Source organism: Altererythrobacter xiamenensis (assembly GCF_900177715.1).
Taxonomy (GTDB): Bacteria; Pseudomonadota; Alphaproteobacteria; order Sphingomonadales; family Sphingomonadaceae; genus Erythrobacter; species Erythrobacter xiamenensis.
In genome coordinates this window covers 444,286-459,538 of record NZ_FXWG01000001.1, presented here as the reverse complement: position 1 = coordinate 459,538, position 15,253 = coordinate 444,286, and the positions used below count along the sequence as shown (strand labels likewise).

Here is a 15,253-nt window from a genome sequence, read left to right as displayed (position 1 = left end):
GGCAGACCAGTTGAGGAGGGTTGTGCGATGTCCAAGCGAATGCTCGCCAGAATGCCCATCGCGGCACGCGGCCTTATTGTTGCAGGAGCGATTTCGCTGGCTGCGGCCTGCGGGGGAAGCGATCTTTCAGTCATGTCCGCTTCGCAGGCAAATAGCGAGCTTGCACCGGGTTATTTCATCGACGCGGGCGACCAGCTCAAGGTCACCGTTTTCGACGAGGAGACGCTGACCGGCGATTACGACGTGGGGATTGGCGGCACGCTGGCGATGCCGCTGATCGAACCGATCGTGGTGAAGGACAAGACGCCGTCAGAGGTCGCCAAGCTGATCGAGACGCGCCTCTCCGACGGGGGCTATGTTCTCTATCCCAAGGTGTCGATCGAGATACTCGAGCATCGCAGCTTCTTCATTCTTGGCGAAGTCGCGACTCCCGGCGAATATCCGCACAATGGCGAACTTACCCTGGAACAGGCGGTCGCGAAGGCTGGCGGTTTCACGCCGCGGGCGGAGCGCAATTCGGTCGTTCTGAAGCGCCAGATCTGGCCCGAGAGCAAGCTGGTGCGACTCGGCCAGGCTCCGCTCAAAGTGGCGCCTGGCGACACCATCACGGTGCGCGAATCCTTCTTCTGATCCGCTCAAAATCGGCGAAAATTCGGCAGATCGAACGCGCAATCGATTGAATCGTCAGGCAGCCTTGTCGCGCGTCGATTTGATACAAGTCAGCGGTGCCGAAATGCTGTAAGTCCGAGAGACTAACTCAAACTGACCCGCTCTGGGGCGCTTCGATCTAATTTCAAAAAGGGCGTTGATTCTTAGTCGGGTTTACAGCATCATCCTCGTTAGCCGTTCGGAGTCGCTGCCACGGCCAATATCTAAAAGGATAACCCAACCGTGGTTTTGCTGACCTTTACGGCTTTGGGGTAACCGTAGATAATTTTTCGAGGAAACTCGCTATGTCCAGCGACCTTTGCCTTATTAGCTTGAACGATATCTCCCGGGAGGGGCTACACAGGATTCTGTCGGCCAACGGGTTCAATGTCCTGATGTCCTGCCGAGGGGTGGAGCGAGTGGCGAAGGCCGGACTCGATGCCGACTTCACCGTGCTGATCGACCTTCCGGACCGCACGGCCCAGCTCGATGCCATCAGGCAGATTGCGGCCGAGTATGAATCGGCCCGGATCGCTGTGCTGGTCGATCAGTTCGAAATGGATCGGCTCATCGAGTGCTTCGATGCAGGGGTCGATGGTTACATCGTGAAATCGATGAATTCCGATCCTCTGATCACCGCGCTGCAGCTTGTCGCGATGGGTGAGAAGGTGCTGCCTTCCCAGCTTGCCGACGTACTGGGTCGTCACAATTTCGACCAGGCGATGCCGGCTCCCGATCTCGAGCACGAGATGGAGGATGCCAAGCTCTCACTGCGTGAGCGTGATGTGCTCTGCTGCCTGATGGCAGGCTATTCGAACAAGGTGATCGCGCGCGAACTCGATGTTTGCGAAGCCACCGTGAAGGTCCATGTAAAGGCGATCCTGCGCAAGCTCGACGTGAGCAACCGCACGCAGGCAGCCATGTGGGCAAGCACGCGCGGCTTTTCCAACTATCACTCTGCATCGCAGGACCGTGTTGCCGTCGGAAACGGCTGATCAGCTATCGGGTTGAGTAGATAAGCGCAGGCTGGACAACTGCGCCTGTCCTCCCCGGCTATCACTGGTCGATGACTTCCTGTGCTGTCGGAGGCTCTTCGGCTACGTCAGCTTTCCACCATCAATTTGCGCAGAGCCGCTCCGTCATCGGGGAGGCATTGGCTTTTCTGCGGCCGCTCTATGGTTTCGCAGTCCCATAGGGCCAGGTTCATCCCTGATACCTCGTCACGCAGGAAGAGAAACGTCGGCCGGTCGCGCATGCCGGCGGCGCGTGCGCGGTTGGCTGAAGCAAGACCGCTGTTGCGATAACCGATGACGCGGCAATCGCTGCTTCCGCTGCAAGCTTTCATCGCTTCGACTGCCCAGCGGCCGCTCGGCTGGTTGGCAGCTAGCGTAACCACGATCGCGCTATCGCTTGGCTGGACCGGCGCCATCTTGCCCGGGGAGGTCGGCGGGCCGGACAGGCTGGCGAGTTGTGTCTCGGCCGTGCCGCCGGCGATCTCTCTGCCCGCCTCGATATCGCGCTCGGTCTCTGCGCTCTTGCGAACCAGGGCGTCGTAGTCCTGTTCGGCATCGAGCCTGACGCGGCTCGAGAAATTGCCGCGACTACCGGACCAGCGATAGAACACATGCGGTCCGACAGCGGTCAGGCGCTGTAGGTGGGAGCTCCACCAGGGCGAAACATAGTCCGCGTGATAATGAGTCGCGGTCCCGATCGATGTGTCGACAAAACCGTCGAGCGCTTCTTCCGCGACGGCCAAAGCCTTCTTCCATGAGGCGGCCGAGGGACGGCGGCGCTGCAGCGAGCCGTCGCAGGTAAAGGTGAACTGGCACCCCGTCCTTAGGTGCGATCCCTGGAATACCACGCCGCAAACCGAATTGGGAAAGCCGGGATGGTTCACCCGGTTGATCACCGTCTGGATAACTGCCCTCTGGCCCTCGCGATCGTTGCCGATCTCGTACCAGGCAGCGGCCGCAAGGCATTCTGCTGCGCGAGAGCGATTGGCATCGCTGCCGCTGTAGCGGAAGGGTAGGGCGTTTCGCAGCGTCGGCGCTGCACTTATCGCCTGTGCCGATACGGTGGAAAGAAGGGCGTTCGTGCGGGCGGCATCAGGCAACTCGGTGCCCGCTGCAAATGTGCTCGCCCGCGCGCTTCCGGCACCGATGTGCGTCCAGCCTTCGTGGCGGGCGAGGGGGCTCGGAAAGATGAGGGCGGCAGCGCAGCTCGATGCGATTGCCAGCGATAACGGCTTGGCGCGGCGATGCTGCAGGGCTGACCGGACCCGCTCGGTAGCGGTGCCGGTGACAGTCCTCAGCCTGCTGGCAAGATCGGATTCCATGCCTCGTTCGATGCCCTCTCGATCAATGTCGAGAAATTAGCATCGCACAGGTCCGACCCGCTATTGCGCTTTGGGGTTATCGCTGGGCTTTTAAGAAGGTCCGATCAGGCTCGCTTGCCGGAAACGACCTTGAGAACGGGGTCATCACTCCGCTCGCGGACCGGCTCCTTGGCATCCTTGAACTCGGATTCGAGAAGCCGCTTGTTCTCCTCGGACGAAAGCGCAAGGTCGACAGGTTCATCGCGCGCCTCGCCACGAACGATGTCCTCGTTGTGCAATTCCAGGGTATCGGCTCCGTTGTCGTCTTGTGACGGATGCCATTTGGTTCCAGGAACGCTGTGCTGACGCATCTCGGCGATGAAATTGTCCATTTCGATCTGATGCTTGTTGATCGTCTCCAGCGCGGCCTGGCGATCAAGCTCGGCCTTCTTGAAGCGCGTGTCGGCATCGATGAAGGCTTCTTCCGCTTTCATCAGATCGCTTTCGATTCCGGCCAGACAACGCGTGCCCCGTGCATTTCCGTCCTGGTTCATAACAACCCCCCGTTTCAAGGTTTGCGGCAATCGCCAAGCTGGCGGCTGCGGGCGCACCTGAATAGTGGGCAGGACGCCTGTTGAACCGCCAGATTGTGATGGCAGGTTACATCGGCTGACGGCCAATGGATATTACTCTAAAGGGTTGCTGCTATCGGCACGAAAAACCGGGAAAAAGAGCGGAAATCCGCCTCAATTCGTCTTCGTGACCATGGCGATAATGGTGCCGTCCTGGGTCTGGCGAAAACCGATAAGCTGGTATCCGGTGGCACCTTTGGTGCGTTCGAATTCGACTTCCCAACTGGTCATTTCTTCAAGCGTCGGCTTCACACCTACCTTGAGCTCCTCGATCACCGTTTCGGGACGGCTTTGGGGAATCTCGGGGGTGGACCGCAACAATGCGGCGCTGACCGTAGCTTGCGAGACAGGTTCTATGAACTCGCAACCGTAGGACGAATCCTTCTGCCACACGATGCGCGCCTCGATGGTGCCGACGAAGGGAAGGTCCACGAACAGGCTGTCACCCGGTTTGAGCTCGGCCGAGGTTTCGATCATCAGCCCGTTCTCGGACAGGTCATGGATCAGCGCCTTGGTCGAATCCTCATAGGATGAGACCTGCGTCGACAGGCTCAGAGTCCGCCGTTCGGCCCGGCGGCTGTCCTGATGTATTTCAGCAAGGAGAGGGCGTGCAAATCCACCCATTCGGCCATCCAACCCCACCTGCGGAACGGAACTTACGATCATAGTCACATAAGAATTATGCGCCTTGCAAATTCCTAAAGGGAGCCTGCCGCTTATCAAGCACGCGTTGTCAGTATATCGACCGAAAATTGACGCTCATTGGGGTTATACCGGCCTAACCCGAACTGGGCGAACGCGATCATGAAGCCGACAAGGCGTATTATCGAGAGTTCTCGATAGCAGATTCGCACGAGCGACGGACAGCAAAAACCCCGCCGCGCCAGTGACGCAGCGGGGTCCTCGCTGTGGACCGGGGATGGACCGGCCCAGAAGCTGTCGGATCAGGCGTTCTCCGAGACCTTCACCTTGTCGAGTGCGCCGATGAGCGCCTTCGAAAATGCGGGGATGTCGTCCGGATTACGCGAGGTGATGAGGTTGCCATCCTGTGCGACTTCTTCATCGACCACGGCGGCACCGGCATTCTTGAGGTCGGTGCGGATTGACGGCCAACCGGTCACGGTTTTGCCTTCGATGATCTTGGCTTCGGCGAGCAACCACGGTGCGTGGCAGATGGCTGCGATCGGCTTGCCCGCCTTGTCGAACTCGCGAACGAGATCGATGACACGGTCGTTCATGCGCAGGATGTCCGGGTTCATCTGACCGCCCGGCAGCATCAGCGCGTCATAGTCGTTACTCGATACCTCATCGACCGTGATGTCTACTTGGACGCTTTCACCCCAGTCCTTCTGGTCCCAACCCTTGATCTCACCATCTTCGAGACTTGCAACGGTCGTCGATACGCCGGCGTCTTCGAGATTGGCCTTGGGCTTCATGAGTTCCGATTGTTCGAACCCGTCGGTGGCGATAATAAGCACGCGTGTCATAGTATAACTCCTTGATTTGCTGTTACTCCTTCAATGAGTGGGGACAGGCAAATGTTCCTTGCTGACAGGCGAGCCGTGGCTCTGATAAGCCGACTTGTATGTCCACCACCGATCTCGATGATTCCGGCCCAGATCCCTTCGATGCGATCGTCGATGCGCCGTTCGATTCCGCGCTCGAAGAACGCTATCTCGTCTATGCCCTCTCGACGATCACGGCGCGCTCGCTGCCCGATCTGCGCGACGGGCTGAAGCCGGTCCACCGCCGCCTGCTCTGGGCCATGCGGCAGCTGAAGCTCGACCCGTCGAGCGCGTTCAAGAAGTCTGCGCGCGTGGTCGGCGACGTCATCGGTAAATACCATCCGCATGGCGACGCCAGCGTCTATGACGCGATGGTGCGCCTCGCGCAGGATTTCGCGCTCCGCTATCCGCTGGTCGAGGGGCAGGGTAATTTCGGTAATATCGACGGCGATAACGCCGCCGCCTATCGCTATACCGAGGCGCGCCTGACCAGGACCGCTCTGCGCCTGATGGAAGGGCTGGACGAAGGGACGGTCGATTTCATCCCGACCTATAATGGCGAAGAGCAGGAGCCGGAGATCTTCCCGGGGTTGTTCCCGAACCTGCTCGCCAATGGGGCGAGCGGGATCGCGGTCGGCATGGCGACCAATATCCCCTCGCATAATGTCGCCGAGATCATCGACGCGACCGAGCTGGTGATGTTCAACAAGGATGTCACGCACCAGGAACTGATGGAAGTCTTCAAGGGGCCGGACTTTGCCACCGGCGGGATCGTCCCCGAAAGCGCGGAAGCGATTTCAAAGGCCTACGAAACGGGACGCGGCTCTTTCCGCGTGCGCGGCCGCTTCCATGCGCCCGAAGCGGACAAGGCCGAGGATCGCGATGCCGGGATCGAACGGCTGGGCGGCGGACAATGGCAGCTCGTCATTTCCGAAATCCCCTACCAGGTGCCCAAGGGCAAGCTGATCGAGCAGATCGCGCAGGCGATTGCCGACAGGAAGCTGCCGATCCTCGACGATGTGCGCGACGAGAGCGACGAGCACATCCGCATCGTGCTCGTCCCGCGCAGCCGCAATGTCGATCCCGAACTGCTCAAGGAATCGCTCTACAAGCTGACCGATCTGGAAACCCGCTTCGGCCTCAACCTCAACGTGCTCGACGCTTCGCGCACGCCGATGGTGATGGGACTGAAGGAGCTGCTGCAGAACTGGGTCGCCAGCCAGATCGAGATCCTGCAGCGGCGCAGCCAGCACCGGCTCGACCAGATCGCGCGGCGGCTGGAGCTGGTCGAAGGCTATATCATCGCCTTCCTCAACCTCGACCGGGTGATCGAGATCATCCGATACGAGGATGAACCCAAGGCGGTGATGATGGAGGAGTTTTCGCTCACCGACCGCCAGGCCGAAGCGATCCTCAACATGCGCCTCCGCAGCTTGCGCAAGCTGGAGGAAATGCAGCTGCGGCAGGAGAAGGATGATCTTCTCGCCGAACAGGACGAACTGCAGAAACTGCTGGACTCCCCTGCCCGCCAGCGCACGCGCCTGAAGCGCGACCTCAAGGCGCTGCGCAAGGAGTATGGCGAGGATACGGATCTCGGCGCGCGCCGCACGCGGATCGAGGAAGCCGCCCCTGCGGTCGAGTTCAGCATGGACGCGATGATCGAGAAGGAGCCGGTGACGGTCATCCTCTCAAAGAAAGGCTGGATCCGCGCGGCCAAGGGTCACGTCCCGCTCGATCAGGAATTCAAGTACAAGGAAGGCGACGAGCTCGGCTTCATCGTCCATGCGCAGACCACCGACAAGGTGCTGATCGCGGCGGAAAACGGGCGCTTTTATACATTGGGCGCGGACAAGCTGCCCGGTGCGCGCGGCTTTGGCGAGCCGGTCCAGTCGATGATCGACCTCGAGGCGGAGACGCGGATTGCGGGCATGGTGGTAAACCGCGAAGGCGGGCGCCTCTTGCTCGCATCGTCCATCGGCAAGGGCTTCGTCGCGGAGACCAAGGACCTCGTCGCCGAGACCAAGAAGGGCAAGCAGGTCGTCAATTTGAAGGGCGATGCGAAGCTGCAGGTGATGCGCGAGATCGCTGAGGGGCATGACCACGTGGCCTGCGTGGGCGACAACCGCAAGCTGGTGGTCTTCAACCTGGAGGAAGTGCCGGTGATGGGGCGTGGCCAGGGTGTCATGCTGCAACGCTATCGCGACGGCGGACTGTCCGATGCCAAGACCTTCGTTCTGGCTGAAGGCCTGAGCTGGCAGATGGGCGGGAAGGGCGACCGCACCCGGACCGAGAACGATATCTGGCAATGGAAGGTCGCACGCGGTGCGGCTGGACGCATGCCGCCGCAGGGCTTCCCCAAGGACAACAGGTTTACAGACGAGTAGTGGGCCGCGCCGGGATTGCTGAAACCCGCGCCTCAAGCTTCATCGCAAAGAAAAACCGCGCCCACCCCAAAGGGCGAGCGCGGCTTTCTAGATGCTTCCCGCTGGAAGCAGGCAATCAGGCGTGATTACATTTCGGCTTCGGCCTCGTCACCTGCGCCTGCGCCAGCTTCCTTGGCGCGAGCCTGTGCCGGGGTGAGGATTTCTGCACCCTCGGGGACCGGCGTGGTGTTCGAAGCGATATCCGCAGCCGAATAGAGCACGATCAGCGCACCGTTTGCGTCGGCAGCAAAGCTGTCACGCGTGAGCGTGATAATGCCGGCATCGTTCTTGATGATGACCATGTCTTCGGTGTCGACAGTGTAGACGGTGCCGACCGGCTGGCCGTCCGCACTCATTACTGCAGCACCTTCGATGAGCGCAGCGTCGCGCGCTTCATTGGCGGCAGCAACCTGGGCGTCCATCATCTGGTCGATCTGGGCCTTCGTGGCATTCACCGTCCACTTGCCTTCGCGCTCGGCGAGAAGATTGGCGGGCAGCGGAGCCTTGTGCTTGCCGGTGTCGACGGTCACGACGCTGCCGTCATTGGTGGTGACGGTACCGATTGCGGCGTCGTCGTTACCGAAAACGGTGGCGCCAACGTCCTGCGCGTTCGCGGCGTAAGGAGCGGCGGCCATAGCGGTGGCCAGCAGGGCAAGCTTCGTGAACTTCATGAATTGTCTCCGTTATTTCTCAACTTCAATGGCATTGCTGCGCACAGTCCCCGAGCGCTGCTACCGGTAGATATTCGATTGTAGGCGGCTTGGTGGGAATGAACCGACGACCTAGCCAGCGTGGGGCCAGGCCACCTCGCGGTTGTGCGCAATAACCAATAGAGGCGCGTTTTTGCAACCTCGCTTGTGATAGCTGTCCCAGCCTGAAGCTACGCTGAAGGAGCCGCTCAGCGTTTGGCCAGCTCCTGTTCGAGCAATTCCGCGATCCGCTGCTCGCCCGGAAAACCTTCGGCAATCCACTGCGATTCAACCGCACGCATGATCCGCGCGACCTCGGGTCCGGCAGCCACACCGCGCTCGACGATCACGCCGCCCTTCAACGGAAATTGCGGCGGAACCCAGTCCTTGATCGCGCTGGCATCGCCGCCCTGCAGCAGGATACGGCCGGCTGCCGCATCGACTCCTTCGGTATAGGCGATGGCTTTTGCAGCCTCGCAATCTTCGGGCTTTCGCTCCGCCAGCGTAACGAGCAATCCGCGTTGGGCGCGCGACAGGCGAAGGCGAGCCGCGACGTCGCCAGCAACATCGGTAACGGGTGGAAGCAAGGCAGCGAGACGGCGGATGGGCGATGGCGCGAAGCCTTGATCACGCTCCGCGGCAATCAGTCGTTCGAGAGCGGCGATATGTTGGCGGCAGGTTTCAGGAAGGATGACCTTGAGCACGCCCTTTTCATGCATGCGCGCGATAACTTCATGCGGATCGGGCAGGGAAAGGATTGCGAGCAATTCGCTCGCGATGCGTTCACGGCTCAACCCCTTGAGCATTGGTGCGAGTTCGGCGCAGGCTTCCTCTGCTTCGCGGTCCAGTTCTGCTCCGAAGCGCGCCTGGAAGCGGAAGTAGCGCAGGATCCGCAGGTGATCCTCGCGGATCCGTTCGCGCGCATCGCCGATAAAGCGCACCCGCCGCGCCGCGAGGTCTTCAAGCCCGCCGAAATAGTCGGATATCGCGAGTGTTTCGGGATGGGCGTAGAGCGCGTTGATGGTGAAGTCGCGCCGCGCTGCGTCTTCCTTCCATTCCTGCGCGAAGGCGACTGTCGCGCGCCGTCCGTCGGTCGAGACGTCATGGCGCAGGGTCGTGATCTCGACCGGCCCGCCCGACAGTATGGCGGTCACGGTGCCGTGATCGATCCCCGTGGGGACCGTGCGGATGCCAGCCTGCTTGCACAGTTCTATCACGGCGTCGGGCAGATGCGTGGTGGCGCAATCGACATCGGCGACTTCGTGGCCGAGAAGGCTGTCGCGCACCGCGCCGCCGACCCAGCGGATCGCCTCGGCGCCCAGAGCCTGCGTGAGTTCGGCGAGCCCCTCGCGCCTCGTCCATGCGGCATCTGACAGATCAGCCTTCACCGAACAGCCCCTCGTAAGTGATGCGTTGCGACAGGTTGAAGATGATCGCTGCAGTCACGCCCCAGATGCGAAAGCCGGAATAGTGCATTTCGAGATATTTGCGAGGATGGCCGCGCCAGATAACCTCGTGTTCGGTCCAGTTCTCCGGCTTCAGCAGCAGGTCTAGCGGTGCCTCGAACCAGTCCTCGACCTCGGTCGGGTTGGGCGTGAGGTCGAGATCGGGCGGGACCACGCCGAGCACCGGGGTGATGTCGAAACCGGTGCCGGTCTGATAGCGGTCGGTCGTGCCGATCACCTGCACATGATGGCGGGCGAGTGCGATTTCCTCTTCGGCTTCGCGCAGCGCGGCGGTGACCGCATCCTCGCCTTCGTCGACCTTGCCGCCCGGAAAAGCGACCTGCCCCGGATGATCGCGCATGTCGTTGGGGCGCTGGGTAAGCAGCACGCCCGGCCGGTCCCGATCTGTCACCGCGATCAGAACGGCGGCATCGGCGGTCGGGCTGTCCTTGATGAAACGGTCATCGCTCAGCAGTCCGTTCGCAGGCGTGCGATGCCCGCGTTCGAACAGGTCGGCCAGGCGATCGAACAGAGGGCTCATTCGGGAAGAAGCGAGTAACGCTCGCCCATGCTGGTGACCCTCCAGTCGTCGCCCGCTGCAAGCGCGATATCGGCGAGCTGCTGGTAGGTACTGCGGTTCAGCTTCGCCTCGCAGCCGCGCCGCGCTGACAGGTAGATCGCAGGCGTCTCCGGGTCGCCGGCCGCGCGCAGTGGATGGTCGGGACCGGCGATCACGAGATCGTCGGTGTTGAGCCGGAAGGCGAGCGCGCCGTCGTCCTGCTTCACGTCGACGGCTATCAGCGCCGCATCCTCGACCTCGATCGATTGCCTCTCATAGGGCGTGACGAGCCAGTGCTGGCCCGCATCGTCGCGCATCAGCAGGCTGGCGAAGGCGCGCACCATCGCCTCGCGGCGGATGGGTGAGCCGTCGTGATACCACGTTCCGTCCGCCGCGATCCGCATACGGCTGTCCGAGCTTGCCTCGGGTGCCCATTGCTCGACAGGCGGCAGCTTTCGCTCCGCCACCAGCTTGGCGATTTCAGGCAAAGACAGCTCTGCGAGGTGCGGGGGCGGAGTGTAAGGCATAGGTGCGAGGATCGATGCCAGAAGGTGGTTAATTCGCCAACCCTGTCCTGACGACTATTGCCAGGGGCCGAGCATTCCTTCGTCCGGCAGCACCGCCGGATTTGCGTATCTCAATAGCAATCGCGCGGGATCGAACGGGCCCGGGCAGTGCCAGCCGCGCGTGTGCTCGGCGCTGAAACCGAAGAAGCGGCCGTAATATTCTGCATCGCCAATCATCACCAGCGGCAGGGCGGGGGCGTCGCCGCCGCTTCGCTCCACCGCGTCGAGTGCCGCAAACATCAACGCCTTGCCATAGCCGCCGCCCTGATGCTCCGGCAGCACAGCAACCGGACCGACCATGATCATCGGATGGGCGCGGCCTTCCTTGTCGGTCAGCGCGACTGGCCAGAGCTGGATCGTCCCCACCAGCATGTCCTCGTCGTCGAGCGCGGCGAAGCTCAGCGCCTCGAGCCACTGCGCCTCTCCCCGAATACGATAGGCGGTGCGGGCATGCCGGTCGGGCCCGAAAGCACGGTCGAGCAATTGCTCGATCATGTCGGGTTCGACATTCGCAAGAGGGATCAGTGTCGCCATGGCGAAGCGCGCTTAGTTTCACGCGCGCGCGCTGTCGACAAAAATAGAACCGGCCCGCAGGGCCGCAAGGGCGGAAGCGCAGTCGAAGACGCAGCTGTCCGAAGGACACCTGCAAGCCCGCCCGCAGCGATGCGACCGTCAGGTCGCGTGAGCGAGGAAATCGCACGCCCGGGCGGGTGTGCGGAAGATCACTTGGGCGTAAGCTTCAACAGGCTCGCGCCCTCGCGGTCTTCAAGGATCCACAGCGCGCCGTCGGGGCCTTCGGCAATTGCACGCAGACGATCGTCGAATTCGTACCGGGCAGCTTCGCGGGCATTTTCACCATCGATCTCGACGCGGATCAGCGCCTGGGTCTTGAGGCCAGGCATCAGCGCATCGCCCTGCCAGGCGGAGAAGAGATCGCCTCTGTAGAACAGCATGTCCCCCGGCGCGATCACCGGGCTCCAGCTCACTGCCGGCTTGGTGAAGCCATCGTCGGCGCTGTGATCGGTAATCGGGTCGCCGTTATAGTGGTCGCCGTTGGAACGTGTCGGCCAGCCATAGTTCGCACCCTTCTTGACGAGGTTGAGCTCATCGCCGCCGGCAGGGCCATGCTCGACTTCCCACAGTCGCCCTTGCTCGTCCCAGTCCATTCCCAGGATGTTGCGGTGTCCGTACGACCAGATCTCGTTGCTCGGCGTGTCGTCACCGACTTCCGGATTGCCCTCGGCTGCCGACCCATCGAGATTGAGCCGGACGATCGTGCCCAGCGTGTTCGAGGTGTCCTGGGCGGGTTCAAGCTTTTGCCGGTCGCCGCTCGCGACATAGAGATAGCGCTCGTCCGGCGAAAACAGCAGGCGGTGCGAGAAGTGGCCTCGCCCGGTGACCTTGGGGGTCTGCCGCCAGATCACTTCGAAATCGCGGATCTCGCAACTCCGCTGATCGTCGCACACCATCTGTCCCTTGCCGACGGCTGCACCGCGGGTGTCACCCTGGCCTGCCTCGGCAAAACTGAGGAAGATCGTGCGCGAGGCAAGCGTATCGGCCGCCTCGCTCTGGAGGAAGGCGATGTCTCCCAGCCCGCCCTGGCCGCCATAGTCGACCTGCGGTGCGCCCGAGATCGTGAATTCGCGATCCGCCGCGGTGTCATAGCCGATCAGCTGTCCCGGCTTGGTCGTGATCACCAGAACTTCGGTTCCAGGCACGAAGGCCGCAGCCCATGGCTCGTCATAAGTGCCGCGTTCCTCGATCACGAAGACCTCGTCCGCGTCCATGGTTCCGGACAGCGCATCGCCATTGCTGGCGCTGTCCACATTTGACTGCGCGCTGCAACTTGCGGCTGCGAGCAGGGCGGGCGAGAAGAGGGCGAAGGGCTTTGCGATCATGTTCATGCTTTCTGGAACTCCTGAAAATGAATTCGGTGCCGAGCGCCTGATTGTCGGCGTCGACGAGGCGGGTCGTGGTCCGCTCGCCGGACCTGTCGTCGCCGCAGCCGTCGTGTTGGGTAGCGCATATCCCGAAGGGCTCGACGATTCCAAGCGACTTTCCGCCAAGCGCCGCGCAGAACTCGATAGTCATATCCGCCATAGCTGCGTGTGGGGCGTGGGGGTCATCGAGGCCGAGGAAATCGACCGGGTCAATGTGCTGATCGCCACGATGCGTGCGATGACACTGGCGGTCGAGCGGCTGGTCGAGCGTTTGGGCTGCGAGCCGGAGGACGTGCTGATCGACGGCAATCTCACGCCTCATGGGCGCTGCAGGGAATGGCGCTGGAAAGCGCGCGCGATCGTCGGCGGCGACGGGTTGGAGCCTGCGATTTCCGCCGCCTCGATCGTCGCCAAGGAATGGCGCGATCGCCTGATGCTGGAAGCGGCGCAGGACCATCCGCATTACGGCTGGGAGCGGAACAAGGGCTATGGCACCCGCGAGCACATGGAGGCTTTGCGCCATCACGGGCCTTCGCCGCTCCACCGCCAGAGTTTTGCGCCCATCGCACAATTGGCGCTTCTCTAACGCGCGGACTTCACTACATAGCGCCACATGATCGAAGCGATCCTTTTCAGCATCGTCGGCCTTGTCGGCCTGGCCGTCGGCGGCGAGTTTCTCGTGCGCGGTTCGGTAAGCATCGCGCACCGTCTTGGCGTGTCCAATCTCGTGACCGGCCTCGTCATCGTCGGCTTCGCCACCTCGATGCCGGAAATGGTCGCCAGCGTCGAAGCCGCCTTGCAGGGCTCTCCAGAGCTTGCCTGGGGCAATGTGATCGGGTCGAATATCGCCAACACGCTGCTGATCCTCGGCTTTACGGCGCTGGTTGCCCCTATTGCATTGACCGGGTTGGGCAGGCGGGATGCGGTGATCGCCCTGCTGGCGACCCTGTTGCTATGGGGCATTACCTATCTGCAGACCGGTTCGATCTGGATCGGCGCGGTGCTGCTTGCGCTTCTGGTCGCCTATATTCTCTGGCGCCTCAATCACCCGCGCTCGATCGACGGGGACGAGGAGGACGACAGCATGGTGTCCATGCCGAAAGCGGTCATCGCTTTTGTTGTTGGTCTCGCGCTGCTGGTGGGCGGGGGCAATCTCCTCGTCACCGGCGCGATCGACCTCGCCACGCTTGTCGGCGTGAGCGAGACGGTGATCGGTCTGACGGTGGTCGCTGTCGGAACTTCGCTGCCCGAGCTCGCTGCTTCGGTGGCAGCTGCCATTCGCGGACAGCCGGGCCTCGCAGTGGGTAACGTCGTCGGCTCCAACATCTACAACATCCTGCTGATCGGCGGCGTGACGATGATGGTCGCGCCGGTCCCCGTGCCGGCAAGCTTGCTCGACTACCAGCTGGTGCTGCTCGCAGCATCCGCGGTCGTGCTGCTTCTCCTGCTCGCCGCGGCCAAGAGCATTGGGCGCGTTATCGGCGCCGGCCTTGTGTTGATCTTCGCGGTCAACACCACGCTCGCTCTCGGGGTCTGATCCGGCTCCGCAAGCGTGCGGTTTGCGTCAGGCGAAGGCCTTCGCTTTCAGTTCCGCGATGTAGCGCTTGCCGAAAGCTTCGGCCTCGTCCGCATCGGGATGAACCCCTCGGTCATCCTCATGCGCCGCCTGTAGCTCGTCACGACTGTTGACGCGGGGAAACTTCTCGGTCGGCACATCGACGCCCAGAAACTTGCACAGTGGCTCCCACCCTTCCTTTGGGTGGAATACCAGCAGCCTTTCGGGCGCGATGGTGTCGATGATCTGCTGGTTCCGGCGTTCGTACCAGTCGGTCATGAAGGCGCGGTCGCGAATATCGCCGCCGCCAAAGTGGGCGAAGATCACACCCTGCATCATGTCGCCGGTGGGGCTGCCCACCAGGCCCGCCTGCATCTGGTCGGAGAAGATCGTCTCGCTGACGGATTCGAACCAGCTGTCAGCATCGCGCACCGTCAGGATCACCTTGGCTTGCGGGTAATAGTGGGCCAGTTCGCGCCAGTATGAGGCGGAGGGATAATCGACAGCCGATCTGAAACCGGCGAAGACCTTGTCCCAGTCCGGCTTGCCGTTCGCCACGTCGAGCCAGAGAGGAACCTGCCGCCGCGCATCGGCGAACACTTCTGCCATGTGATGACACGGGCCGAAGCCCAGATGCTCGAGTGCGAACTTCATCGTAAAGGTGGCGGTACGACCGGGTCCTGCCCCGATTACTTCCAAAGCCATTTGTGATCTCCCGGTTACGCGACCCGGGGTTCAGTCAATCCAACATTCTTCAGTTTGCGAAAAGAGTCGAGTCTTTCGTGTCACACCCCATGATGTCGAGTCTGTGAAAAGCGCAGGGACTCAACATCTTGTGCGGGGCTCTTTTTGTTCCGTCATAGCTAACGCGGCGTTAACCATATTGCAGCAGATTAACGGACTTGACGCGGAGTCCCGATGGACTCACCCTGTGGATAGGTCTGGTCTTCGCGCTGCATGAACTGGTGGCTGCTTTG

General features: G+C 61.9%; 16 protein-coding genes. 5 read left to right on the top strand and 11 right to left on the bottom strand.

Going from position 1 to position 15,253, the window contains the following annotated elements; genetic code table 11:
- Window positions 1-27 precede the first annotated feature (27 nt).
- Window positions 28-630: a polysaccharide biosynthesis/export family protein gene (locus CCE89_RS02380; protein ID WP_234989898.1), complete on the top strand. Its 603-nt coding sequence runs from the start codon at window positions 28-30 to the stop codon at window positions 628-630.
- A gap of 437 nt (window positions 631-1,067) precedes the next feature.
- On the top strand, window positions 1,068-1,643 hold the full coding sequence (locus CCE89_RS02375; protein WP_234989897.1) for a LuxR C-terminal-related transcriptional regulator: 576 nt from the start codon (window positions 1,068-1,070) through the stop codon (window positions 1,641-1,643).
- 107 nt (window positions 1,644-1,750) lie between these two features.
- Here CCE89_RS02375 and CCE89_RS02370 read toward each other — a convergent pair whose 3' ends face one another.
- The 4 genes from CCE89_RS02370 to CCE89_RS02355 form a co-directional block, all read right to left on the bottom strand.
- On the bottom strand, window positions 1,751-2,983 hold the full coding sequence (locus CCE89_RS02370; protein ID WP_086436418.1) for a cell wall hydrolase: 1,233 nt from the start codon (window positions 2,981-2,983) through the stop codon (window positions 1,751-1,753).
- Between the two features lie 104 nt (window positions 2,984-3,087).
- Window positions 3,088-3,516 (bottom strand): hypothetical protein, encoded by a 429-nt coding sequence (locus CCE89_RS02365; protein ID WP_086436417.1) that lies wholly within the window; start codon window positions 3,514-3,516, stop codon window positions 3,088-3,090.
- A 192-nt stretch (window positions 3,517-3,708) separates the two neighbouring features.
- Entirely contained in the window at window positions 3,709-4,218 is a 510-nt protein-coding gene (locus CCE89_RS02360) for a PilZ domain-containing protein (RefSeq protein WP_159456560.1), read from the bottom strand.
- A gap of 320 nt (window positions 4,219-4,538) precedes the next feature.
- Entirely contained in the window at window positions 4,539-5,081 is a 543-nt protein-coding gene (locus CCE89_RS02355) for a type 1 glutamine amidotransferase domain-containing protein (protein WP_086436415.1), read from the bottom strand.
- Window positions 5,082-5,179: 98 nt separating this feature from the next.
- Here CCE89_RS02355 and parC point away from each other — a divergent pair, with 98 nt between their 5' ends.
- Window positions 5,180-7,483, top strand: coding sequence for a DNA topoisomerase IV subunit A (gene parC / locus CCE89_RS02350; protein ID WP_086436414.1), 2,304 nt, complete (start codon window positions 5,180-5,182; stop codon window positions 7,481-7,483).
- A gap of 125 nt (window positions 7,484-7,608) precedes the next feature.
- Here parC and CCE89_RS02345 read toward each other — a convergent pair whose 3' ends face one another.
- The 6 genes from CCE89_RS02345 to CCE89_RS02320 all read right to left on the bottom strand — a co-directional run bounded on the left by CCE89_RS02345 (window position 7,609) and on the right by CCE89_RS02320 (window position 12,685).
- Window positions 7,609-8,193, bottom strand: a complete 585-nt coding sequence (locus CCE89_RS02345; protein ID WP_086436413.1) for a hypothetical protein — start codon at window positions 8,191-8,193, stop codon at window positions 7,609-7,611.
- A 227-nt stretch (window positions 8,194-8,420) separates the two neighbouring features.
- Window positions 8,421-9,599, bottom strand: a complete 1,179-nt coding sequence (locus CCE89_RS02340; RefSeq protein ID WP_086436412.1) for a CCA tRNA nucleotidyltransferase — start codon at window positions 9,597-9,599, stop codon at window positions 8,421-8,423.
- Complete coding sequence (locus tag CCE89_RS02335; RefSeq protein ID WP_086436411.1) at window positions 9,589-10,197, bottom strand: CoA pyrophosphatase; 609 nt, start codon at window positions 10,195-10,197, stop codon at window positions 9,589-9,591. Before CCE89_RS02335 ends, CCE89_RS02340 begins: the two co-directional genes overlap by 11 nt.
- Window positions 10,194-10,742 (bottom strand): DUF1285 domain-containing protein, encoded by a 549-nt coding sequence (locus CCE89_RS02330; protein ID WP_086436410.1) that lies wholly within the window; start codon window positions 10,740-10,742, stop codon window positions 10,194-10,196. Before CCE89_RS02330 ends, CCE89_RS02335 begins: the two co-directional genes overlap by 4 nt.
- A gap of 54 nt (window positions 10,743-10,796) precedes the next feature.
- Complete coding sequence (locus tag CCE89_RS02325) at window positions 10,797-11,315, bottom strand: GNAT family N-acetyltransferase (RefSeq protein ID WP_086436409.1); 519 nt, start codon at window positions 11,313-11,315, stop codon at window positions 10,797-10,799.
- Window positions 11,316-11,503: 188 nt separating this feature from the next.
- Window positions 11,504-12,685, bottom strand: coding sequence for a PQQ-dependent sugar dehydrogenase (locus CCE89_RS02320; protein WP_086436408.1), 1,182 nt, complete (start codon window positions 12,683-12,685; stop codon window positions 11,504-11,506).
- Here CCE89_RS02320 and CCE89_RS02315 point away from each other — a divergent pair.
- Both CCE89_RS02315 and CCE89_RS02310 read left to right on the top strand, forming a co-directional pair.
- Complete coding sequence (locus CCE89_RS02315; RefSeq protein ID WP_086436962.1) at window positions 12,684-13,307, top strand: ribonuclease HII; 624 nt, start codon at window positions 12,684-12,686, stop codon at window positions 13,305-13,307. The genes CCE89_RS02320 and CCE89_RS02315 overlap by 2 nt on opposite strands.
- 27 nt (window positions 13,308-13,334) lie before the next feature.
- Window positions 13,335-14,258, top strand: a complete 924-nt coding sequence (locus CCE89_RS02310; RefSeq protein ID WP_086436407.1) for a calcium/sodium antiporter — start codon at window positions 13,335-13,337, stop codon at window positions 14,256-14,258.
- 27 nt (window positions 14,259-14,285) lie between these two features.
- Here the strand turns inward: CCE89_RS02310 and CCE89_RS02305 are convergent, their stop codons facing one another.
- On the bottom strand, window positions 14,286-14,981 hold the full coding sequence (locus CCE89_RS02305) for a sulfotransferase family protein (RefSeq protein ID WP_086436406.1): 696 nt from the start codon (window positions 14,979-14,981) through the stop codon (window positions 14,286-14,288).
- Window positions 14,982-15,253 lie beyond the last annotated feature (272 nt).

Excerpts from the sequence above, each read along its gene's own strand:
- parC (WP_086436414.1), top strand. The coding sequence starts at position 5,180 with ATGTCCACCACCGATCTCGATGATTCCGGCCCAGATCCCTTCGATGCG.
- CCE89_RS02320 (WP_086436408.1), bottom strand. The coding sequence starts at position 12,685 with ATGAACATGATCGCAAAGCCCTTCGCCCTCTTCTCGCCCGCCCTGCTC.
- CCE89_RS02315 (WP_086436962.1), top strand. The coding sequence starts at position 12,684 with ATGCTTTCTGGAACTCCTGAAAATGAATTCGGTGCCGAGCGCCTGATT.
- CCE89_RS02305 (WP_086436406.1), bottom strand. The coding sequence starts at position 14,981 with ATGGCTTTGGAAGTAATCGGGGCAGGACCCGGTCGTACCGCCACCTTT.
- CCE89_RS02380 (WP_234989898.1), top strand. The coding sequence starts at position 28 with ATGTCCAAGCGAATGCTCGCCAGAATGCCCATCGCGGCACGCGGCCTT.
- CCE89_RS02335 (WP_086436411.1), bottom strand. The coding sequence starts at position 10,197 with ATGAGCCCTCTGTTCGATCGCCTGGCCGACCTGTTCGAACGCGGGCAT.
- CCE89_RS02365 (WP_086436417.1), bottom strand. The coding sequence starts at position 3,516 with ATGAACCAGGACGGAAATGCACGGGGCACGCGTTGTCTGGCCGGAATC.
- CCE89_RS02360 (WP_159456560.1), bottom strand. The coding sequence starts at position 4,218 with ATGGGTGGATTTGCACGCCCTCTCCTTGCTGAAATACATCAGGACAGC.
- CCE89_RS02355 (WP_086436415.1), bottom strand. The coding sequence starts at position 5,081 with ATGACACGCGTGCTTATTATCGCCACCGACGGGTTCGAACAATCGGAA.
- CCE89_RS02370 (WP_086436418.1), bottom strand. The coding sequence starts at position 2,983 with ATGGAATCCGATCTTGCCAGCAGGCTGAGGACTGTCACCGGCACCGCT.
- CCE89_RS02330 (WP_086436410.1), bottom strand. The coding sequence starts at position 10,742 with ATGCCTTACACTCCGCCCCCGCACCTCGCAGAGCTGTCTTTGCCTGAA.
- CCE89_RS02310 (WP_086436407.1), top strand. The coding sequence starts at position 13,335 with ATGATCGAAGCGATCCTTTTCAGCATCGTCGGCCTTGTCGGCCTGGCC.
- CCE89_RS02345 (WP_086436413.1), bottom strand. The coding sequence starts at position 8,193 with ATGAAGTTCACGAAGCTTGCCCTGCTGGCCACCGCTATGGCCGCCGCT.
- CCE89_RS02325 (WP_086436409.1), bottom strand. The coding sequence starts at position 11,315 with ATGGCGACACTGATCCCTCTTGCGAATGTCGAACCCGACATGATCGAG.